18 protein-coding genes are annotated in these 20,739 nt (G+C 64.0%); 12 read left to right on the top strand and 6 right to left on the bottom strand.

Annotated elements, in window-relative coordinates; translation table 11 throughout:
* Positions 1-12: 12 nt before the first annotated feature.
* Positions 13-843, top strand: coding sequence for an LppX_LprAFG lipoprotein (locus DX923_RS09415; protein ID WP_116114384.1), 831 nt, complete (start codon positions 13-15; stop codon positions 841-843).
* A gap of 93 nt (positions 844-936) precedes the next feature.
* Here the strand turns inward: DX923_RS09415 and DX923_RS09410 are convergent, their stop codons facing one another.
* Positions 937-3,378 carry a sodium-translocating pyrophosphatase gene (locus DX923_RS09410; protein WP_116114382.1) on the bottom strand — a complete coding sequence of 814 codons (2,442 nt, stop codon included), beginning with the start codon at positions 3,376-3,378 and terminating at the stop codon, positions 937-939.
* 163 nt (positions 3,379-3,541) lie between these two features.
* Between DX923_RS09410 and DX923_RS09405 the strand changes: the two genes are divergently transcribed.
* The 7 genes from DX923_RS09405 to DX923_RS09375 all read left to right on the top strand — a co-directional run bounded on the left by DX923_RS09405 (position 3,542) and on the right by DX923_RS09375 (position 11,332).
* On the top strand, positions 3,542-4,033 hold the full coding sequence (locus tag DX923_RS09405; protein WP_116114380.1) for a (deoxy)nucleoside triphosphate pyrophosphohydrolase: 492 nt from the start codon (positions 3,542-3,544) through the stop codon (positions 4,031-4,033).
* A 231-nt stretch (positions 4,034-4,264) separates the two neighbouring features.
* A complete protein-coding gene (typA, locus tag DX923_RS09400; RefSeq protein WP_116114378.1) occupies positions 4,265-6,181 on the top strand; it encodes a translational GTPase TypA in 1,917 nt (638 codons plus the stop codon).
* A 321-nt stretch (positions 6,182-6,502) separates the two neighbouring features.
* Positions 6,503-7,156 carry a CoA transferase subunit A gene (locus DX923_RS09395; protein ID WP_116114376.1) on the top strand — a complete coding sequence of 218 codons (654 nt, stop codon included), beginning with the start codon at positions 6,503-6,505 and terminating at the stop codon, positions 7,154-7,156.
* A gap of 2 nt (positions 7,157-7,158) precedes the next feature.
* Positions 7,159-7,818: a 3-oxoacid CoA-transferase subunit B gene (locus tag DX923_RS09390; protein ID WP_116114374.1), complete on the top strand. Its 660-nt coding sequence runs from the start codon at positions 7,159-7,161 to the stop codon at positions 7,816-7,818.
* Between the two features lie 88 nt (positions 7,819-7,906).
* Positions 7,907-9,100, top strand: a complete 1,194-nt coding sequence (locus DX923_RS09385; protein WP_116114372.1) for a thiolase family protein — start codon at positions 7,907-7,909, stop codon at positions 9,098-9,100.
* A gap of 66 nt (positions 9,101-9,166) precedes the next feature.
* A complete protein-coding gene (locus tag DX923_RS09380; RefSeq protein WP_205413016.1) occupies positions 9,167-10,576 on the top strand; it encodes a GntP family permease in 1,410 nt (469 codons plus the stop codon).
* 129 nt (positions 10,577-10,705) lie between these two features.
* On the top strand, positions 10,706-11,332 hold the full coding sequence (locus DX923_RS09375; RefSeq protein ID WP_116114370.1) for a TetR/AcrR family transcriptional regulator: 627 nt from the start codon (positions 10,706-10,708) through the stop codon (positions 11,330-11,332).
* Positions 11,333-11,412: 80 nt separating this feature from the next.
* On the opposite strand, the gene DX923_RS09370 is transcribed toward DX923_RS09375, so the two are convergent.
* The 3 genes from DX923_RS09370 to DX923_RS09360 form a co-directional block, all read right to left on the bottom strand.
* Complete coding sequence (locus DX923_RS09370; protein WP_116114368.1) at positions 11,413-12,582, bottom strand: thiolase family protein; 1,170 nt, start codon at positions 12,580-12,582, stop codon at positions 11,413-11,415.
* A 16-nt stretch (positions 12,583-12,598) separates the two neighbouring features.
* A complete protein-coding gene (locus tag DX923_RS09365; RefSeq protein WP_116114366.1) occupies positions 12,599-13,360 on the bottom strand; it encodes a 3-hydroxybutyrate dehydrogenase in 762 nt (253 codons plus the stop codon).
* A 200-nt stretch (positions 13,361-13,560) separates the two neighbouring features.
* On the bottom strand, positions 13,561-14,727 hold the full coding sequence (locus tag DX923_RS09360) for a PucR family transcriptional regulator (protein WP_116114364.1): 1,167 nt from the start codon (positions 14,725-14,727) through the stop codon (positions 13,561-13,563).
* A 264-nt stretch (positions 14,728-14,991) separates the two neighbouring features.
* On the opposite strand from DX923_RS09360, the gene DX923_RS09355 reads away from it, so the two are divergent.
* The 4 genes from DX923_RS09355 (at position 14,992) to DX923_RS09340 (ending at position 18,984) form a co-directional block, all read left to right on the top strand.
* Positions 14,992-15,837 (top strand): MetQ/NlpA family ABC transporter substrate-binding protein, encoded by an 846-nt coding sequence (locus tag DX923_RS09355; protein ID WP_116114362.1) that lies wholly within the window; start codon positions 14,992-14,994, stop codon positions 15,835-15,837.
* Between the two features lie 3 nt (positions 15,838-15,840).
* Positions 15,841-16,821, top strand: coding sequence for a methionine ABC transporter ATP-binding protein (locus DX923_RS09350; protein WP_116114360.1), 981 nt, complete (start codon positions 15,841-15,843; stop codon positions 16,819-16,821).
* Positions 16,818-17,489, top strand: a complete 672-nt coding sequence (locus tag DX923_RS09345; protein WP_116114358.1) for a methionine ABC transporter permease — start codon at positions 16,818-16,820, stop codon at positions 17,487-17,489. The genes DX923_RS09350 and DX923_RS09345 overlap by 4 nt, the downstream gene beginning before the upstream one ends.
* Before the next feature lie 142 nt (positions 17,490-17,631).
* Positions 17,632-18,984: a pyroglutamyl peptidase gene (locus tag DX923_RS09340; RefSeq protein ID WP_116114356.1), complete on the top strand. Its 1,353-nt coding sequence runs from the start codon at positions 17,632-17,634 to the stop codon at positions 18,982-18,984.
* Between the two features lie 6 nt (positions 18,985-18,990).
* On the opposite strand, the gene DX923_RS09335 is transcribed toward DX923_RS09340, so the two are convergent.
* On the bottom strand, positions 18,991-19,599 hold the full coding sequence (locus DX923_RS09335) for a response regulator transcription factor (protein ID WP_116114354.1): 609 nt from the start codon (positions 19,597-19,599) through the stop codon (positions 18,991-18,993).
* Positions 19,596-20,726: a sensor histidine kinase gene (locus DX923_RS09330; protein WP_205413015.1), complete on the bottom strand. Its 1,131-nt coding sequence runs from the start codon at positions 20,724-20,726 to the stop codon at positions 19,596-19,598. Before DX923_RS09330 ends, DX923_RS09335 begins: the two co-directional genes overlap by 4 nt.
* Positions 20,727-20,739: the final 13 nt, after the last annotated feature.

Here is a 20,739-nt window from a genome sequence, read left to right as displayed (position 1 = left end):
AGGATTTTTGAGATGGCATGTCGCCGCGGTATTGCTCTGTTCGTCGTTCTGCTTCCACTCGGCTTGACCGGTTGCATGGGGGGTGGTGAAAAGGCAGCGGGAACAAGCTCGGCCCAGGCTGTTGGAAACATCTACGAGGTCTGCGCCAAAGCCGGTGACCTCGACAAGGCCGCTTATTTCGACGCGTTCAAGAAGTCGAGCGACATGGCGAAGACTGCTCACCTCGAAGGAAAGATGGAGGCAACGGCGCAGGTCTCGGCCGGCTCCGCGGGAGCAGCCCAGAGCGGAAGCTTCACCGGTGATGTCGATGTCACCGACGCGAGCAACCCGAAGACCTCCATGAAGGTTTCTGTTCAAGGCAATGACATCGACGTGATTCTCCTCGACAAGCTCGTCTACATGAAGATGGGTTCGTTGACCAATGGCAAGTACATGAAGGCCTCGGTGGAGGAGATGGCGAGCAAGGGCGGCTTCGACATGCAAGCGATGACGAACCCGGCGGCACAGTTGGAGAAGAGCAGGGACGCCATCACCAAGGTGTCCTGCGTCGGACGTGAGGACGTCTCCGGGAACAAGGCCGTCCATGTCCGAGTGACCATCGATGCCGAGAAGAGCGCCGCGCTGCTCAACCCGGGTGGCTCCTCGAGCAGCTCGGCGAAGAGCACTCCCGGGTCGACCCCACAGAGCATCGAAGGCGACCAGTGGTTCGACGAGAAGGGGCGACTGCTGAAGATCGACACCGGTAGCGGCGCCACGAAAATGTCGATGACTTACAGCAAATGGAACGAGCCGGTCTCGATCACCGCTCCTCCTGCCGACATGACCATGCCGATGCCGGCCTAGCCTTCGTCTGCTGTCGTCAGCACGAAGCGGACCTTCGGGGCCGGGTCGGTCAGCGATACCCACGCCGCTGACAGACCCGGCCCCGGCCTGCGCTCAGGGAGTAGGCACTGTCTGCGCAGGTCGGGCCTCGGCGAGCATGGCTGAATCGTCATCGGCACCGATACGCATCCCGTAGAAGGATCGGTAGACGAAGTAGGCCGAGACGAGGAAGAAGTCGACGGACAACAACCTGGTCAACAGGGTCGAACCGGCTTGTTCACTCATCTGTACGGCGAGTTCCACGGCCAGTAGGCCGAACAGGGTCGTGAACTTGATCACCGGGTTCAAGGCCACCGAACTGGTGTCCTTGTAGGGGTCGCCGACGGTGTCCCCCACGATCGTGGCATCGTGCAGCGCCGTGCCCTTGGCATGCAGGTCCACCTCGACGATCTTCTTCGCATTGTCCCAGGCACCACCGGCATTCGCCATGAAGATCGCCTGGTAGAGCCCGAACAGGGCGATCGAGATCAGGTACCCGATGAAGAAGAAGGGCTCGACGAAAGCGAAGGCCAATGTGGAGAAGAACACCCCCAGGAACATGTTCAACATGCCCTTCTGCGCGTACTGGGTACAGATCTCCACGACTTTCTTGGAATCCTCGACACTGGCCTTGGTGACCCCGTCGAGCCGGATGTTCCCCTTGATGAACTCCACTGCTCGATAGGCGCCGGTGGTGACCGCTTGGATGGAAGCCCCGGTGAACCAGTAGATGATGGCGCCGCCGGTGACCAAGCCGAGCAGGAACGGTGGATGCAGAAGCGACAACTTGTCGACATCGTGCTTCATGCCCCCGGTCAACGCCATGATGATCGAGAAGATCATCGTCGTCGCACCCACGACCGCTGTGCCGATCAGCACGGGTTTCGCCGTCGCCTTGAAGGTGTTTCCCGCGCCGTCGTTGTCCTCCAGAAGGGTCTTCGCCCGGTCCCATCGCGGGGTGAAACCGTACTGCTGTTCGATCTGCCGGTCGATCTCCGGGATCTCCTCGATCACCGACAACTCGAAGACCGACTGGGCATTGTCGGTCACCGGACCGTAGGAATCGACCGCGATGGTGACCGGGCCCATGCCGAGGAAACCGAAAGCCACCAGCCCGAAGGCGAAGACCGCCGGCGCGATCATCAGAGCGTCCAGTCCCAGGCCGCTGATGCCGTAAGCGGTGCCCATCAAGGCGATGATCGCCATCCCCAGCCAGTAGCCGGAGAAATTCCCGGCGACCAGGCCGGACAGGATGTCCAAGGAAGCCCCACCCTGGCGGGACGAGATCACGACCTCACGCACATGTCGTGAATGGGTGGAGGTGAAGACCTTCACCAGCTCGGGGATCAAAGCCCCGGCGAGAGTGCCGCAACTGATGATGATCGACAGTTTCCACCACAACGTGCCATCACCCAGCGGCCCGATCAACAGGGCCGAGGTCGCGAAGGTCATCGCGATACAGACGACGCTGGTCAACCAGACCAGAGCGGACAAGGGCCTCTCGAAATCCATCGTCTCGCAGTTGCCGTACCTGCGATGGGCCATGATCTCGTGGCCCAAGTAGGACAATCCGGAAGCGATGACCATGACCGCGCGGATCACGAAGATCCACACCAACAGCTGCACCTGGACCTTCGGATCGGGAACGGCCAACAGGATGAAGGTGATCAGGGCGACACCGGTCACTCCGTAGGTTTCGAATCCGTCGGCGGACGGGCCGACCGAGTCTCCGGCGTTGTCCCCGGTGCAGTCCGCGATGACTCCGGGGTTCCGGGCATCGTCCTCCTTGATCTTGAAGACGATCTTCATCAGGTCCGAGCCGATGTCGGCGATCTTGGTGAAGATGCCTCCGGCGATCCGTAGAGCGGAGGCTCCCAAGGACTCGCCGATCGCGAACCCGATGAAACACGAACCGGCGATCTCCCCGGGCAGAAAGAGCATGATCACCAACATCATCAGCAGTTCGACGCTGATCAGGACCATGCCGATGCTCATCCCCGACTTCATCGGGATCGCATACACGGGGAAGGGTTTCCCCGGTAGTGCGGCGAAGGCCGTCCTGCTGTTGGCGAAGGTGTTCACCCGGATGCCGAACCAGGCCACCGCGTACGAACCGGCCATACCGATGAGGCTGAACAACAGGACGATCGCGACCCGCTCGGGGGAGAAGTGCATCAGCACCCCGAAGTAGACCCCGATGACCACGGCGATGAAGGCCCACAAGATCATCAGGAACTTGCCCTGCTGCACCAGATACGCCTTGCAGGTCTCGTAGATCAGCTCGGAGATCTCCTGCATCGAGGGGTGTACCGGCATCTGTCTCAGCTGACGGTAGGCCGCGACTCCGAAGACGAGGCCGAACAGGCAGACGACCAATCCGAGAGCAAGCAGGGTGCGTCCACCCACTGCACCCGACAGGAAATCGGCTGAGCTCAGATCAGGAAGCCGCAAGTCCGCCTCGCTGCTGGCAGGCAGGGCCTCGACGGCAGGCGACGGGAGCAGCGATAGAAGAGACATGACAGTCCGTCCTCGCGAATTTTCCTGCGTACAAAGGAAAGTGCCGTGTATTTCGCGGTACAACCCTTATTCCAGACCTGCCCGGGGATCCCGGTAAAGGACCAAAGTCCCCGCCGTCCGTTCGCTCGGCAGACAGCCATCACCCTCCTGGCAGACTGACCCGATGACTCGGGACCAGGACCACCACGCACTCGCCACCGGACCCACGGTCCCTGGATACCGCCCCCACGGTGATGATCAACACATCGGAGTGGTCGGCGTCGCGCTCGTCGACTCCCTCGCCCGGCCCACACAGCTCCTCGCAGCCAGGCGGAACGGGCCACCTGCGCTCGCCGGACGTTGGGAGCTGCCCGGCGGCAAGGTCGAAGCCGGCGAAAGCTGGACCGAAGCCGCTCAACGGGAGATCCGCGAAGAACTCGGTGTGGACATCCGGCTCGGTGACTTCCTGCCCGGACCGGGCCTCGGACACCTCTGGCGGCTCGGCCCCCGGCATGTCATGGGGGTATGGCTCGCCGAGACGACCTGTGGCACCCCATGCGCACGCCAGGACCACGACGAGATCCGCTGGCTCGACCGAGCGTGCCTTCATGACATCGATTGGCTGGAAGGGGACCTGCCGGTCGTCGGCACGCTGAAGGATCGGCTCCGGGGGTGAACCGTCGTACGGTTGACGGAAAGGTGCTGCCAGGATCGGCGGTGTCCGAAGCCGAGGGAACGGCCCGATGACAGGGGAGAACCAGCCCGCCCCATCCGAGACTCGACACCCCTCAGCAAGGCCGGGACCGACGCTGGCACGCACCCGGACACCCCTCCGGAACAGACGGTGCAGCGGCCTTCGGGACCGAGACGTCGCAGGCACCCCCGGCGACCTGAGACAATAGGCCATATGGCCCTTCAGACCCGCACCGACATCAGGAATGTCGCGATCGTCGCCCACGTCGACCACGGAAAAACCACCCTGGTGGACAAGATGCTCTGGCAAGGGGGTGCCTTCGGCGAACACGACCATGTCCAGGAACGCGCGATGGACTCCGGCGACCTGGAACGTGAGAAGGGCATCACGATCCTCGCGAAGAACACCGCGATCCACTACAACGGACCTTCCGCTCGCGCTGCAGGCTGCACCGACGGCGTGACGATCAACATCATCGACACCCCCGGGCACGCCGACTTCGGTGGCGAAGTCGAACGTGGTCTGTCGATGGTCGACGGCGTCGTCCTGCTCGTCGACGCCTCTGAGGGCCCGCTTCCCCAGACACGTTTCGTGCTGCGCAAGGCGCTTGCGGCGAAAATGCCGGTCGTGCTGTGCATCAACAAGGTCGACCGGCCCGACAGCCGTATCGAGGAGGTCGAGGACGAGGTCTACGAACTCTTCATGGACCTGATCGAGGACGCCGATCACCACGCGGATCAACTCGAGTTCCCGATCGTCTATGCCTCGGCGAAGGCCGGCAAGGCCTCCACCGAGCGTCCTGCGGACGGCGGTCTGCCGGAGAGCCCCGACCTCGAGCCGTTGTTCAAGACGATCATGGAGACGATCCCGGCGCCGACCTACGACGACGAGGCTCCGCTCCAGGCGCATGTCACCAACCTGGACTCCTCGAACTTCCTCGGCCGGCTCGCCCTGCTGCGTGTCTTCAACGGGGAGATCCGCAAGGGCCAGCAGGTGGCCTGGATGAAGCACGACCGCAGTGTCGAGCGGGTGAAGATCAGCGAGCTGCTGATCACCGAAGGCCTGGAACGTAAGCCTCTCGAGAGCGGGTCGGCCCGCCCCGGAGACATCATCGCCATCGCCGGTATCCCGGAGATCATGATCGGCGACACCATCGCCGATGTCGACGACCCCCGCCAGCTGCCTCTGATCAAGGTCGACGAACCGGCCATCTCGATGACGATCGGTACCAACACCTCACCGCTGGCCGGCCGGGTGCGTGGAGCGAAGGTTACCGCACGCCTGGTGAAGGACCGGCTCGACCGTGAGCTGATCGGCAATGTCTCGCTCAACATCCTTCCGACGGAACGTCCCGATGCCTGGGAGGTCCAGGGGCGTGGCGAGTTGGCGCTGGCGATCCTGGTCGAGCAGATGCGGCGCGAGGGCTACGAACTGACCGTCGGTAAGCCGCAGGTCGTCACGCGTGAGGTCAACGGCAAGGTCCACGAGCCGGTGGAACGCCTGACCATTGACACCCCGGAGGAATTCCTGGGTTCGGTGACCCAGTTGATGGCGGCGCGCAAGGGCCGGATGGAGCAGATGGTCAACCACGGCACCGGCTGGGTGCGGATGGAATTCTTGGTGCCCTCGCGCGGCATGATCGGTTTCCGCACCGAATTCCTCACCGAGACGCGTGGCACCGGTATCGCCCATCACGTCTTCGAGGGCTACGAGCCGTGGCACGGTCCGATCGTCACCCGGATGACCGGTTCTTTGGTGGCGGACCGGTCCGGCGCAGCGACGACCTACGCCATGTTCAACCTTCAGGAGCGCGGCACGATGTTCGTCGAGCCGACCACCGAGGTGTACGAGGGCATGATCGTCGGGGAGAACTCCCGCGCCGACGACATGGATGTCAACATCACCAAGGAGAAGAAGCTCACCAACGTGCGCAGCTCGACCGCTGATGTCCTGGAGCGCCTGATCCCGCCGAAGAGGCTCTCCTTGGAGCAGTGCCTGGAGTTCTGCCGTGAGGACGAGTGCGTTGAAGTGACCCCGGAGGCGGTGCGGATCCGCAAGGTGGTTCTGGACTCCACCGAGCGGGCCCGTACGGCGGCTCGGGCGCGGAGTGAGGCACGGCGGGACAACTGACGTGTAGTCCTGCTGCTGAGGGCCCCGATCCGGTCACCGGTCGGGGCCCTTCGCTGTGGGTGTGGGGTGGTTCTTCGTCGGGGAGGCGAGTTCTTTCGAGAGGTTGTTTTCTCGGAGAGCCTGAAATCTGCTCCTGGAGAGGTGCTCTCAGGAGGGCTTCTTCAAAATTCAGACCTACTTGGTCCGATTTATCTACCGCCGATGCTCACCTTCCTGGCCTGGCATGTCAGAATCGGACCGATCAAGTCCGATTTTGGTGCGGTGTGCTCCTCGGAGAACCGCTAGGGACGCTTGGGACACATCTGCAAGGAGGCAGTTGAGATGGACAAGGTGATCGGGCTCGACAGATTCGTCGAGCTCGTCGAGGACGGGATGACCGTCATGGTGGGTGGGTTCCTCGCGTGCGGCGGACCCAACATGCTCATGGACGCTTTGGTGGCCAAGGGCACGAAAGACCTCACCCTGATCGCTAACGACATGGCCCGCCCCACCGCGGGCCTGGGCCAGCTGGTCGCCAAGCGGCAGGTTCGCAAGGTCGTGGCCAGCCACATCGGGATGAACCCCGAGGTCGCTGCCCAGATGAACGAGGGCACTCTCGAGGTCGAACTCGTTCCTCAGGGCACATTGGCGGAGCGCATCCGATCCGGTGGTGCAGGCCTGGGCGGCGTCCTCACCAGGACAGGGCTGGGAACCCTCGTCGCCGACGGCAAGCAGACCGTCACGGTGGACGGGGTGGAATATCTCCTCGAGACGCCGTTGAAAGCTGACCTTGCGCTGATCTGCGGACACACCGTCGACCGTTCCGGGAACGTCTGGTACAAGGGCACGGCCCGCAACTTCAACGACGTGATGGCCCTCGCCGCCACCACCGTGATCGTGGAAGCGGACCACGTGGTCGAGGTCGGCGCGATCGAGCCCGAGAGCGTCGTGACTCCCAACGTTCTCGTGGACTACGTGGTGGAAGGCAGGAACTGAGCATGGACCGCAACGAGATCAAGCACTACATCGCACGCCGGGCGGCCCGTGAGTTCTCGGACGGTGACTTCGTCAACCTGGGCATCGGCGTCCCCACGCTGATCCCGGCCTACCTGTCATCGGATGTCCACGTCACCATCGAGGCCGAGGACGGCATCGTCGGGGCAGGACCCCGCCCGCCGGCCGGTGAAGAGGACCCGCGTTACCTGGTGGACGCTGGCGGCAGCCCGGCGACATGCGTTCCTGGCGGATCCTTCATCTCCTCGGTCATGTCCTTCGCACTGATCCGCGGTGGTCATATGGATGCGACCGTGCTGGGTGCCCTCGAGGTCGACGCCGAAGGAAACCTGGCCAACTGGATCATCCCCGGGAAGATGGTCCCCGGTATGGGCGGTGCCATGGACCTCGTCGTCGGAGCCAAGCGCGTGATCGTGGCCATGGAACACACCCAGAAGGGCGCGCCGAAGATCAAGACGCGCTGCTCTCTTCCACTGACAGCGGCCCGCTGCGTCGATCTGATCATCACCGAGATGGCGGTGATCAAGGTGACCGACGAAGGCCTGGTGCTCACCGAGTACAACCCCGAGTTCACGGTCGAGCAGATCCAGGCGGCCACTGAGGCCGAACTGATCATCAGCCCCGACCTGCTGCCGATCGCCTGAACGAGGCCTCGGCTCCCCCCTACTGTGCCCTGCCACCGACCCCGCCGGGTCGGCGTCGGGTCCGTCCTGCATTTACAAAGGAGTAATCATGAAGAAGACCGACGACCCGATCGTGGTAGTGGGCTACGCCCGTACCCCCGTGGGCGGTTTCGGAAAGTCCCTGGCGAAGGTGCCCGCACACGTGCTGGGCGCGACCGCAGCGAAGGCGGCTCTCGAGCGGGCCGGTGTGGCAGCCACCGATGTCGACGAGTGGATCGTCGGCTGCGTCGGCACCGTCGGTAGCGACGCCTACGTCTCCCGCCGGGTGGCCATCGAAGCCGGAGCCAGCCACGAGTCGACAGCGCTGACGATCAACCGGTTGTGCGGTTCCTCGATGCAGGCGGTCGGGTCGGCGGCCTACGAACTGATGGTCGGGGAAGCCGACATCGTCGTGGCAGCAGGTTGCGAGAACATGTCCGCTCAGCCCTACCTCGACTTCCAGGCCAAGGACGGTTACAGCCTCGGGGCGCGGACCCTCGTCGATGGCACGAGCATCCTCGTGACCGACCCCTTCTCGCAGGTGCCGATGGGGGTCACTGCCGAGAATGTCGCGGCCCGTTTCGACGTGACGCGTGAGCAGCAGGACGTCTTCGCTCTCGAGTCGCAGCGGCGCGCGCAGGAGGCTCTGGCTGCTGACGCCATGGCTGGCGAGATCACCCCGGTCACCGTCGCGACCCGCAAGGGCGAGGTCGTCGTCGACACCGACGAGCACCCGCGGGCCGGGCTCACCCTGGAGAAGCTCGCCGGTATGCGGACGGTCTTCGCCAAGGACGGCACCGTGACTGCAGGCAACGCCTCCGGGATCAACGACGCCGGAGCTGCCTTGGTCCTCACCCGGCGTTCGGTCGCCGAGGAGCGCGGATTGACGCCGCTGGCCGAGATCGTGGACTTCACGAAGGTCGGCGTCGACCCCGACATCATGGGATACGGCCCGGTCCCGGCGGTACAGAAGATCCTGGAGCGCAACTCCCTCGAAGCGGACGACGTCGACTGGTACGAGCTCAACGAAGCCTTCGCGGCCCAGGCGGTCGCCTGCTCCCGCGATCTCGGGCTCGACCTGGCCAAGGTGAACCCGCTCGGCGGGGCCATCGCGTGGGGACACCCCATCGGTGCCACCGGCGCGATCATCACTGCGCGTGTGGCGAACAACCTGCTGCGTCACGAACTGAACTTGGGCGTGGCGTCCATGTGCATCGGTGGCGGTCAGGCCGTGGCCATCCTCCTGCGTCGCTGCACAGCCTGAGCCTCGCCATCTCACCTCTATAGCTCAGGCAGCTGATCTGTTGCCCCGAAACAGAAGAGAGCTTCAGTGGACTTCTACGCCCTCGCGGTGGTACTCGCCGCCTTGGCCTTCCTCATGTATATGGCCTACAAAGGCCACAGCGTCATCCTGTTCGCACCGATCGCCGCCATGGGTGCGGTCCTCCTGACCAACCCGCTTGATGTAGCCCCGGCTTTCACCGGGCTCTTCATGGACAAGGCCGTCGGTTTCATCAAGAACTACTTCATGGTCTTCCTGCTGGGCGCATTGTTCGGCAAAGTGATCGAGATGTCGGGCTTCGCCCGATCGATCGTGAAGACCGTGATCGGGTTCGTCGGCGCCAAGCGCGCCATGCTCGCCATCGTTCTGGTCTGCTCCTTGCTGACCTACGGCGGTGTCTCGTTGTTCGTCGTCGTGTTCGCGGTCTATCCGTTCGCGGCCGAGATGTTCCGCCAGGCGGATATCCCCAAGAGGCTGATCCCGGCCACGATCGCCTTGGGCGCATTCACCTTCACCATGGACGCTCTGCCGGGAACCCCGCAGATTCAGAACATCATCCCGACGACTTTCTTCAAGACCACCGCCTACGCTGCGCCGATCCTCGGCATCATCGGTGCGATCTTCGTCCTGACGACAGGTCTGGCCTACCTGGAGTGGCGTCGCCGCGTTGCGGCGGCCAAGGGTGAAGGCTACGGCGAAGGGCACACCAACGAGCCGACGGTCTACGTCGAGGGCGAGAAGATGCCGCACCCGTTGCTGGCCTTGCTTCCGCTGGTCCTCGTGGGTGTTCTCAACGCAGTGTTCACCCGGGTCCTTCCCGGGATCCTGGGCGAGAAGACGGTCATCGCCGGCACCGTGGTCGGTAAGCCGCACGAGGTCATCGTTGTGACCAAGGACAACCTCGGTATCTGGGCGGTCGAAGGTGCGCTCATCGCCGGCATCCTGTGTGTGCTGATCTTCGCGTGGAAGCCGGTCAAGGAGCATTTCACCGCAGGATCCAAGGAAGCGGTGGCCGGTGCGCTGCTGGCCTCGTTGAACACCGCGTCCGAGTACGGCTTCGGTGGCGTGATCGCCTCCTTGCCCGGATTCGCCGTGGTGGCCAAGGGGCTGGCGGTGATTCCGAACCCGCTCATCAACGAGGCGGTGACGGTCAACCTGCTGGCCGGTGTGACCGGCAGCGCGTCAGGCGGTATGTCCATCGCGCTGGGCGCCATGTCGGAGCAGTTCATCAGCGGGGCCAATGCCTCGGGTATCCCCATGGAGGTGCTGCACCGGGTGGCCTCCATGGCCTCCGGTGGTATGGATACCCTCCCGCACAATGGCGCAGTCATCACCCTGCTCATGGTGACCGGGCTGACCCACAAGTCTTCCTACAAGGACATCTTCGCGATGACCCTGTTGAAGACCCTGGCAGTCTTCGTCGTCATCGGCGTCTACTACGCCACGGGGCTCTACTGAGTCGTTGACGAAGAGTGGCGCCGACCCGGAACGGCGCCACTCTTCGTCCGCCGGAAGGGAATGTCTTCGGCGTGATGGACGAGGGGATAGCCTTGCGAAAAAGACGGATGAGAACTGCGGGGGACAAAGGTGGCTAAAGGCGACAATCCGACGGCAGTAGGGCGCCCCCGCGACCCTGACGTCGAGTGCCGTGCTTTGGAGACAGCGCTGGAGATCTTCAGCCGTAAGGGCTGGTTCGGATTCACGATCGGCGCGGTGGCCCAGCGCGCCAAGGTCGGCAAGTCAGCTATTTATTTGCGTTGGGGGAGTCGCGAGCAACTCCTGCTGGATGCTTTTCGCGAGATCCGACCATTTGAGGAGACACCCCGCGATACCAGCTCTGTCCGTGAGGCGGTGGCAGCGCATCTCGTGCAACGGATGACCGTGTATTTCACGCCGGTCGGCCTGGCCTTGATGCGCTTGCAGGTCGAGTACGAGGCCGACCCTGAACAGTTCGACTCTCTGTGGCGCACCGTCATCGGCGCCAGTTTGGAAGCGACGCGGAAGCTTCTTGTCACTGCTTCGGCGAAGGGCGAGCTCGTGGAGGATGCACCCACGGCTGTGATCGCGGAGGTGCTCGATGGCGTCTGTCTCGCGCGCGCGGTGGCTGTTCCTGTGGGTGAACATTCCTCGGCGTTGGACGATGTCGAGTCGTGGGCGCAGCAGGTTGTCGAACACGTCGTCGATCCGTGGCTGACGGTTGGGCGTGCTGTCTGACCGGAAGAGATCAGATGGACGTGCGGGTGGGGGCGGCTCCTTGGGAGCCGCCCCCACCCGCACGTTCTTGTTCCGGCTGTTCAGAGACCGCGCCACAGGCCTGCCACGCCAGTGGCCGTATCCAGGGGCATGGTGGCTAGTCCAAGCTGGCCGGAGTCGAGGTTGGCGATGGTTCGGGCGGTGATGATCGCTCCGGTAGCGCCTACCGGATGACCCCAGGCGATTGCACCGCCCAGTGGGTTGACCGTGTGATCGTCCAGTCGAGACTCTCGGATCGTGGCAAGGGCCGATGCTGCGAACGACTCGTGCAATTCGACCCAGGCGAGTTCCTGGGGGCGGATTCCGTTGCGGCCTAGCACGGTGTCGACCGCAGGAGAGGGCAGCCAGGCCATCCGTTCCGGATCCTGTGAGACGCGTGCGAAGTCGATCAGCTCGGCCAGCGGCTGCAGCCTGCGCCGACGTGCAGCAGATGATCTCATCAGGACCAGCGCGCTACCGGCGTCGTTCACCCCGCAGGTGTTGCCCGAGGTGACGGTGCCATCCGTGGCGTAGATCGGTTCGAGCGCAGAGAGCTTTTCCACCGTGATGTCTGCTCGAGGGTGTTCATCGGTGTCGACCAGCAGCTCGCCTTCGCCCTCGAAGGGCAACAGCAGGGGGACGATCTCCTTCTCGACGGTGCCGTCGTCCAAGGCTTCTTGGGCGCGACGTTGTGATTCTGCCGCGTAGACGTCCTGGTCCTGCCGGGAGAGGCGGTAACGTTCGGCGATCTGCTCGGCAGAGAGCCCCATGGCGGTGGTGTGGAAGGCCCGGTCGAGTACCGGCGAAAGCCGGCCGCTCCGAGACGGGCTGACCCGGGAAGCCTCGTCGTGCAAGGCCTCCCGGGTCATATTTTCGACACCTCCGGTCACGACGACGTCGACGCCGCCGCCCAGGAGTTCGTGGGCGCCGATCATCACCGCGTGCATGGAAGCCCCGCATTGGCGACTCACATCGATGGCGGTCGAGGAGGGCAGCCCACCGGCTTCGACCGCGACCAGTCGGGACATGCATCGGCCCGAGGCCGAAGGGCCAACGGTGCCGATGATCCACTCGTCGACGTCGACCGGTGACAGCCCTGCACGTTCCAGTGCTGCCTCTGCGGCGACCGCGCCCAGGCTTTCGGCCGGCACATCGGCGAAAGATTCGCCGAATTCACACACAGGGGTGCGTGCGTAACCGACGACCACGATCGGGTCGTGCGCTGCGTCCATCGCTGTGAGCGCCGGATCAGTAAGCGGACCAGGCGCCATCGATCGGGTAGGAGGTTCCCGACATGGACGCCGATGCAGGACCGGTCAGGAAGGCCACCAGCTCGCCGACCTCTTCGGGCTCGATCAGTCGCTTGACGTGGACGCGGTCGAGCATGATCTTGGCGACGACCTCGTCCTCGCTCATGCCGTGGGCCTTGGCCTGCTCGGCGATCTGCTTCTCGACCAGTGCGGTACGCACGTAGGCCGGGTTGATCGTCACGCTGGTGACGCCGTGGGGGCCGCCCTCGAGGGCGACGACCTTCGACAGTCCTTCGAGGCCGTGCTTGGCCGTCACATAGGCGGACTTGAACTCGCTCGCGCGCAGGCCGTGGGCGCTGGAGACGTTGATGACCCGACCCCAGCCCTTCTCGTACATGTGCGGCAAGGACTGCCGGATCAGGTACCAGGGAGCGTGCAGCATGACACGCATGATGAGTTCGAACCGCTCGACCGGGAACTCCTCGATCGGGCTGACGGTCTGGATCCCTGCGTTGTTGACCAGGATGTCGATGTCGGTGGGCAGCTGCTGGATCTGCTCGACGCTCGACAGGTCGCAGCGGACTCCTTCGATGTTGGGCACTTCGGCGGACAAGGCGTCGAGGCCTTCTTGGTTCATGTCCACCGCGAGTACGTGGGCTCCGGTGGCCGCGAGGCTGACCGCAGCTGCGCGACCGATCCCGGATGCGGCGCCGGTCACCATGGCTCGGCGTCCGTCGTGGCAGTGGGGGTAAATGCTCATCGATGGTCCTCTCGCGTTGATGACGGGGCTGCTCCGGCCCGTCACGGGCGGGGGGTCTGCGCGCGGGCGCGCCAGATGCGACCGTTGACGACCCCCTATCCCACTGTGCGGCTCTGCGGGTGGTGAGACCAGGTTCATGACAACAACACCTGGTCGTCCTACTTGTACGGTCGAACAAAAGCGGCTGGATTTTCGCGAGATCAGCGAGAATCGATCGTCGGTGCGGAGGCGGTTCCTCGCAGTTCCAGGGCCCAGACGAGCTCCACCAAGGTGTGGGGATCGGAGAGGTCGGCTCCGGTCGATTCCTCGAAACGGTTGATCCGGTACCGGGCAGTGTTGATGTGGACGTGCAGCGCCTCTGCCGTATTTCTGATGCTGAGTCCGTTGGCGAGATGGGCGTGGACGGCGGACAGCATCTCTTCCCCGTAAGCACCTTGAGCGAGCACGGGGGTCAGATACCGGTCGGTGTAGAGCTGGGTGATCTCGGGGTGTTCGCTGGCGGCCATGCGCCAGCCCAATTCGGCGACTCCTTGGACGCCACGTCGTCCGATCTGTTGGGCGACTCTCAGGGCGACGACGGCGACGGCATCGGAGGTGCCGAGTTCGTCCAGGGGGACGAAAGGGCCGATGCCGACGGGGATATCGCCCGAGTCGGGGGTCCGGGCGACCATGCCGAGGCATATTCCGTTGTCGATGGCGACGAAGGCACGGGAACGCGGGGTGCTGCCTGAGCTCTCGAGTCGGTGGCGGAGCTGTTCGGCATCTGCTCCGGCGGTGACCGAGGCGCGGACCGCAGCATAGGGGGCATCAGGGTCGAGGCAGTAGTGGGCGATGTCGATGGCCCTGGCACGTCCGGCGAGCAGCGAGCGGGCTGCGCTGGCCCGCTGCTGGGAATCACGGAGCGCTGCATTCAGTTTGAGGGCGTGATAGGTGGTGACGACGCGGGAGGAGAAGGCATCCCCGACGTCCCAGAGGACACGCATTCCCTGGACGGTGCATTCCGGACGCACGCCGTAGTCGGTGCACATCCGTACGAACCGTTCGAGGATTGCGGCATTGCAGATTCGATAGGCGCGGACGATGTCCTCGACGGGTACATGCGCGTGGAAGCGCTCGGTTGCGGTCTGGGCGGCCCCCGCCAGGGTCGCCGCTGTTGGTGGTCGCCCTGTTCTGAGGGCGGCCAGGGCGATCTCGAGGTCTCGCTGGATGGAGGCGTCGAGCGGATCGCGTCCGACTGAAGCATAGGTGCCTAGCTCGCTCCAGATGTCGCTGCACACCTGGTCGCACAGGGGGTCGAGCTCGGCGGCCAGGGCATCCAGTACGTCCGAGAAGGCGGATGCAGAAGTGGCACCGGAGTCGGAGGTCACAGGGGGAGTTTAGGTCGGATCGGTGTCGTAGCAGGAATTGTTCTTCGGTATGATACGTCGGTGACCTCGCGTTATGTGCAGAAAGTGTGAGCTCTTCTGCGGTGCAACGTATCTGCCGTTCATGGCGACAAGATCAGGAAATACCTCATGTACCCCACGAGTGTTCCATAACCAAAAGTTTTACTTCATTCGATTGAATGCTAAAATATCTGCCGGTTCAGCCGACGAATCTGGCAGGCCACCCCTAAGAATCGAAGGAACACCATGCTGAGTCGACGCGCCGCCATCTCCCTGACTGCACTCGCGACACTGAGCATGTCCGCCTGCGGTGCCTTCCAGAACGGAGGCTCCGCCGACCCCGGAAAACCGTTGACCGTCATCGCCGACGCCGAACCGCACAGCACTCTGCTCAAGCAGGTCCAGAAGGACGGACTGCTCGGCGACGTGAAACTCCAGATCCGAGAGATCTCCGGCGGGGTCGACCCCAACCAGCTCGTGTCCTCCGGCGACGTCGACATCAACTTCTTCCAGCACACCCCCTACTTGAAGAACTGGAATGCCGAGCACAAGACCGACCTGGTCAACGCCGGTCCCGTGCACATCGAACCCCTCGGCCTGTACAGCAAGAAAGTCAGCAAGGTCGACGAGGTTCCGCAGTCGGCGAATATCGCCATCCCGGCCGATCCCACCAACCAGGCCCGCGCGCTCTTCCTGCTCGCCGACGCAGGTCTGCTCACGATGGACGTCAAAGCCAACGATCCCGGCCTGGACTTCGCCAAGATCACCGAGAAGAACATCAAGGACAACCCCAAGCAGATCACCTTCACCAAGATCGACCGCCCCCAGCTCTTCGCCTCGCTGTCCGACCCGAAGATCACGCTCTCCGTGGTCAACGGCAACTACGCCCTGGAAGGCGGGCTCAACCCCGGCAAGGACGCCCTCGTCCTGGAGAAGGCAGCCGACAACCCGTACGTCAACATCCTGGTCACCCGTGCCGCACTCGAGAAAGACCCTCGGGTCGTCAAGCTCGCCCAAGCGCTGCGCGACGTCAAGACCAAGACCTTCATCCAGGACACCTACAAGGGCTCCGTCCTGCCCGCCCAGGGCTGATCGATGATCACTCTCGACCATGTCACCAAGATCTACTCCGACCGAGGAACAGCCGTCACCGCCGTTGACGACATCTCCCTCACCGTCGAATCCGGCCAGATCTTCGGCATCCTCGGACGCAGCGGAGCAGGGAAGACCACCCTTCTGCGCTGCCTGAACCTGCTCGAACGCCCCACTTCGGGCAGCATCACCGTCGACGGTCTCGACCTCACCTCGACGAACAACCGCGACCTGCGGGTCGCCCGGCAACGTATCGGCACCGTCTTCCAACACTTCAACCTGATGTCCAGCCGGACCGCGGCACAGAACATCGCCTTTCCCCTCGAAGTCACCGGGACGGGCAGGGCCGAGTGCGCTGCACGTGTCGCCGAACTTCTCGACCTGGTCGGGCTCGCCGACCGTGGTGACAAATACCCTTCCGAGCTGTCCGGCGGGCAGAAACAGCGGGTCGGTATCGCGCGTGCACTCGCCGCTCGTCCGTCGGTGCTGCTCTCCGACGAAGCGACGAGTGCGCTCGACCCGGCGACCACCGAACAGATCCTCGATCTGTTCAAAGCGGTCAACGAGGCCACCGGTGTCACCGTCGTCCTGATCACCCATGAAGCCGAGGTCGTTCGTCGGATCTGTGACTCGGCAGCGCTGATGGAAGCCGGCCGCTTCGTCGAACAAGGACCGCTGTTGGAGCTCGTGGCCGACCCCGACTCGCGTCTCGCGGAATTCCTGTTGCCGACCGGTGAGCACGATCTGTCCGTTCCAGGTCGACATCTCACCCTCGCTTTCGCCGATGAGCGGGCGGTGGAGCCGACCCTGTCCCGGCTGTCCACCGACCTGGGGGTCGAGCTGTCCGTCCTGGGTGGGACCCTTGAGCGGGTGGCCGGCCACCAGGTGGGGCGCCTCAGGGTCGTCTATCGCCCGGGAAAGGTCCCTGACGAGACCGTCACCACGTACCTTCGCGACCGGGGAGTCACGGTGAAGCCAGCATGAAGTCGACCTCGTGGACCGAGGCCCTGCCCGAACTGATCGCCGCGCTGGGCGAGACCGCCTGGATGTCGTTGTGGGCCTTCCTGATCACTCTCGTCCTCGGTATGGTCGCCGGGATCGGGCTGCGATTGACAGCCCCCGACGGCATGACTCCCCGTCGGATCTTCCATCAGGTCTTCGGAGCGGTCGTGAACCTCACCCGTAGCCTTCCCTTCTTGATCCTGTTGATCGTGTTGATCCCGTTCACCCGTTTCGTGGTCGGGACTGCCTACGGGGCGACCGCCGCGATCGTGCCCTTGGCGGTGGGCGCGATCCCGTTCTACGCCCGCGTCGTGGAATCAGCGGTCAGGGAGGTGGCCCAGGGAAAGATCGAAGCGGCGCAGTCGATGGGTGCCAGTACCTGGCAGATCGTGCGGAAGGTGCTGATCCCGGAGGCCATGCCAGGGCTTGTCGCCGGGGGAACCCTCACCTTGGTCACCCTCATCGGGTATTCGACGATGGCGGGGGCCATCGGTGGGGGAGGAGTCGGTGACTTCGCGATCCGCTACGGCTATCAACGGTTCAACGGGCCGGTACTGCTCGCGTCCGTGGTGGTGCTCATCGTGGTGGTGCAGGCCGTGCAGATGATCGGTGACGCGGTCGTGCGATCCATGAACCACAAGCGAGGCTGACCCGGTCGAACGCGGCGGCGCGGTGACGGAAAAATTTCCACGCCGATTTCGTACATTGCCTGCCGCGCAGGGCCCGAATTCCTCAGGTTTCGATGAAAAATCCTGTTATAGAACAGGTTTCGAGTCAATGAGGGGTTCGGACATGACTGTACATGCCGCTCTGAGGGTGCTACTCGCCGGAGCACTCGGGCTGACCGGGGCAAGCCCGGCTCTCGGGCCGATCAGCCAGGTTTCCGCCGCCGTCGAACAATCGGCTTGCCTGGACGCGACCAAGCCTCTCACCGCCGAAGAAAAATTCCTGAACCGACCTGAAGCCGCACGACTCATCAGCGGCGGCGGTTTCGACGAGCTGCTCCGGCGATTCACCACCGACATCTGCCGGACGACAAATCCGGCTGCTGCCACTCGGATCACCACCGCAGCCTCCCGCGAGCTGTGGCGTCGAGCCGTCGACCGGGCCCAGGGAAGGATTGCTGCAGGCGCGCTCAGCGCAGGAGACGACCGCCCGCTCTACTGGACCAGATTGTCGATGACCGCCCATCTACGTCGATGGGCACCGGCCATTCCGCTTGAAGACACGAAGCGGGAGGCCCTGATCGCTGCCGTCGACCGGATCGGCCGAGGACAAGCAGATCTCGCCTTCCCGCGCACCCCAGGAACCAAGAAAGTCCTGGTCACCGGATTCGACCCCTTCATGCTCTGGAATGACATCCGACAGGCCAATCCCTCCGGAGCCAGCGCCCTCGCTCTCGACGGTCAGACTCTGCAGACCCCGACCGGACCGGTGCGCATCGAAGCCGCGATCTTCCCCGTGCGCTGGCGCGACTTCAGCGACGGCATGGTCGAGAACGCACTCCTCCCTCATCTGAAGACGCAGCGCAACCAGATCGACCTGTGGATGACCACCAGCCAAGGGCGCGAGGGACGAATCGACCTCGAACGCTACAACGGAGCCTGGCGTGGAGGATTCCCGGACAACGAAGACGCCTGCTATCGAGGAATGGCCCCGATCGCCTCCGGTCTGCCGACGATGCGACCGCAGCCGCAGTGGACCTGGTCGACCCTCCCGATCGACCGGATGATCGCCGCGAAGACCGGACCTTTTCCCGTCTACGACCACACCGAGGTCGTCGAGCTCCCCGGAAAAACCCCGGCTGAGCCGGTCACCAAGAACTGCCCGGCGCCACCCAGCACCGGCGCCACGCGACCGAAGGGTCCCACTCCGGGATCCATAGCCCGATCCGGTGCAGGAGGTGACTACTTGTCCAATGAGATCGCCTACCGGGCGACTCTGCTGCGGGACGCCCTAGGTCTCGAACTTCCTGGCGGACACCTGCACACCCCGATCCTGGACGGGCTGAGCGACACCGACCGCGACGAACTGAGCAATCCCACCTTCGAGGCCAATCGCACAGCAATCACTGCGCAGATCCGAGCGCTGGTCCTCGCCGCGGCCGAAGCCTCCGGGCAGGGGGCTTCGAAGAGGACGAGATAGGAATCCTCACAGCCACCCGTTGTCTACCGCGATCCGGATCGCCTCGGCACGGTTACGGGCACCGGTCTTACCGATGGCCGCTGACAGGTGATTGCGTACCGTCCCCTCCGAAAGGAACAAGGAACGGGCGATATCGGAGACCGAGCCCCCGGCTGTAGCGACTCGAAGAACATCGGTTTCTCTCGCGGTGAGCGGAGATTCCCCGGCGATCATCGAGTCCATCGCGAGTCCCGGATCAATGACCCGCAGACCGGCGTGCACCCGACGTACCGCATCGGCCAGCTCACGGGCAGGGGTGTCCTTCACCACGAAACCACCCGCACCGGCCAGCAGGCCGCGGCGTACATAACCCGGACGGCCGAAAGTCGTCACAATCAGTACGCGAACCTCCGGTAAAGCTTCCCGCAGCAGGGCCGTCGCGCTCAACCCGTCCAACCCCGGCATCTCGATGTCGAGAACGGCGACATCCACCAGATGCTCCCGGGCCGCGTCGACAACATCATCGCCGCGACCCACCTCTGCGACGACCTCCAGATCGGACTCCATCGACAACAGTGCGGCCATCGCTCCCCGGACCAGAGCTTGGTCGTCGGCCAATAACAGACGGACCGTCATGATGGCTCCTCGGTCGTGGCGGACAGGCACAAGGTGAATCCTGGTCCGCCGGAATCGGCGGTTACCTGGCCGCTGACCTGACGGGCTCGCTCACTCAAACCGGTCAGACCGTTGCCTTTCACCACGGTGTCACCGCTCACGCCGTGACCGTCGTCGTGAACGGTGATCGAGGAAAGGCCCACAGCGATCCGGCAGCTTCGGGCACCCGAGTGTCGGACCACATTGGTGACTCCCTCCCGGACCGTCCACGCGAAAACGTCCTGTAAGCCGATCGGGACATCGTCCGGCGAACCAGAGATCTCCGTGCCGATGCCCACGGAGACCAAGGTCTTTCTGGCTCGGGACAACTCGGTGGCGAGTGAGAGTGTCCGGTAGCCCGCCACGGTGCTGCGCACCTCGGCAAGCGCTTCTCGAGAGAGTCGCTCGACGTCGGCCAGCTCACGACGAGCCCGGGCCGGGTCCGCTTCGACCAGACGACCGGCGAGCTCGGTCTTGACGACAACGACGGTCAAACTGTGTCCCAGGATGTCGTGAAGGTCACGTGCCATCCGGTGCCTTTCGAGCTCGACCGCGAGCGAGGCCTTCTCCTCCCGGAGGCTCATCAAGGCCTCTTGACGACGGAACATCAGTGTCGACCCCCAGACCGTGAAGGCCAGGAAGATCGTCCAGGCGGTGTGAGCCGCAGCCCATTGCGGGGCGACGCCCAACAACAGGAAGATGACGAAGGCTGTCGTCCCGGTTGCCGCGGTGGCCCAGACAGCTGGCCGGGTCGGTAGCAATGCGGCAGCTCCACAGGTGATGAACGGGGTGGTGTTCAGCCCGGACGCACCGATCAGAGCAGTGATTCCCAGACATAGGGCGGCTAGTCCGACAAGCCAGAGCGTGGTCCCACACCTGGCCGTCGCCCACCCTCGGCCGGATGCTCCGAGATATCCACCGGCGTACCAGACCGTGAAGACACCCAGGAGTAAACATGCGGAATATCCGCGTAGACCGCCGAGACGCCAGGCCGATGACAAGGGGAAAAGAAGGAAGATGAGGAAAGCACAGGCGTAAACGGCCTGGATGCGGTCACGACGTTTCCTGAACAGGGCGAGGTCGGTGTTCTTCGCCATGCCGGTGCTCATGAGCCCACCGTAA

It is taken from the genome of Austwickia chelonae (assembly GCF_003391095.1).
Taxonomy (GTDB): domain Bacteria; phylum Actinomycetota; class Actinomycetes; order Actinomycetales; family Dermatophilaceae; genus Austwickia; species Austwickia chelonae_A.
This window is presented reverse-complemented; position numbering and strand designations above follow the sequence as displayed.

Excerpts from the sequence above, each read along its gene's own strand:
- DX923_RS09390 (WP_116114374.1), top strand. The coding sequence starts at position 7,159 with ATGGACCGCAACGAGATCAAGCACTACATCGCACGCCGGGCGGCCCGT.
- typA (WP_116114378.1), top strand. The coding sequence starts at position 4,265 with ATGGCCCTTCAGACCCGCACCGACATCAGGAATGTCGCGATCGTCGCC.
- DX923_RS09370 (WP_116114368.1), bottom strand. The coding sequence starts at position 12,582 with ATGGACGCAGCGCACGACCCGATCGTGGTCGTCGGTTACGCACGCACC.
- DX923_RS09350 (WP_116114360.1), top strand. The coding sequence starts at position 15,841 with ATGATCACTCTCGACCATGTCACCAAGATCTACTCCGACCGAGGAACA.
- DX923_RS09335 (WP_116114354.1), bottom strand. The coding sequence starts at position 19,599 with ATGACGGTCCGTCTGTTATTGGCCGACGACCAAGCTCTGGTCCGGGGA.
- DX923_RS09330 (WP_205413015.1), bottom strand. The coding sequence starts at position 20,726 with ATGAGCACCGGCATGGCGAAGAACACCGACCTCGCCCTGTTCAGGAAA.
- DX923_RS09365 (WP_116114366.1), bottom strand. The coding sequence starts at position 13,360 with ATGAGCATTTACCCCCACTGCCACGACGGACGCCGAGCCATGGTGACC.
- DX923_RS09345 (WP_116114358.1), top strand. The coding sequence starts at position 16,818 with ATGAAGTCGACCTCGTGGACCGAGGCCCTGCCCGAACTGATCGCCGCG.
- DX923_RS09340 (WP_116114356.1), top strand. The coding sequence starts at position 17,632 with ATGACTGTACATGCCGCTCTGAGGGTGCTACTCGCCGGAGCACTCGGG.
- DX923_RS09385 (WP_116114372.1), top strand. The coding sequence starts at position 7,907 with ATGAAGAAGACCGACGACCCGATCGTGGTAGTGGGCTACGCCCGTACC.
- DX923_RS09415 (WP_116114384.1), top strand. The coding sequence starts at position 13 with ATGGCATGTCGCCGCGGTATTGCTCTGTTCGTCGTTCTGCTTCCACTC.
- DX923_RS09355 (WP_116114362.1), top strand. The coding sequence starts at position 14,992 with ATGCTGAGTCGACGCGCCGCCATCTCCCTGACTGCACTCGCGACACTG.
- DX923_RS09405 (WP_116114380.1), top strand. The coding sequence starts at position 3,542 with ATGACTCGGGACCAGGACCACCACGCACTCGCCACCGGACCCACGGTC.
- DX923_RS09410 (WP_116114382.1), bottom strand. The coding sequence starts at position 3,378 with ATGTCTCTTCTATCGCTGCTCCCGTCGCCTGCCGTCGAGGCCCTGCCT.
- DX923_RS09395 (WP_116114376.1), top strand. The coding sequence starts at position 6,503 with ATGGACAAGGTGATCGGGCTCGACAGATTCGTCGAGCTCGTCGAGGAC.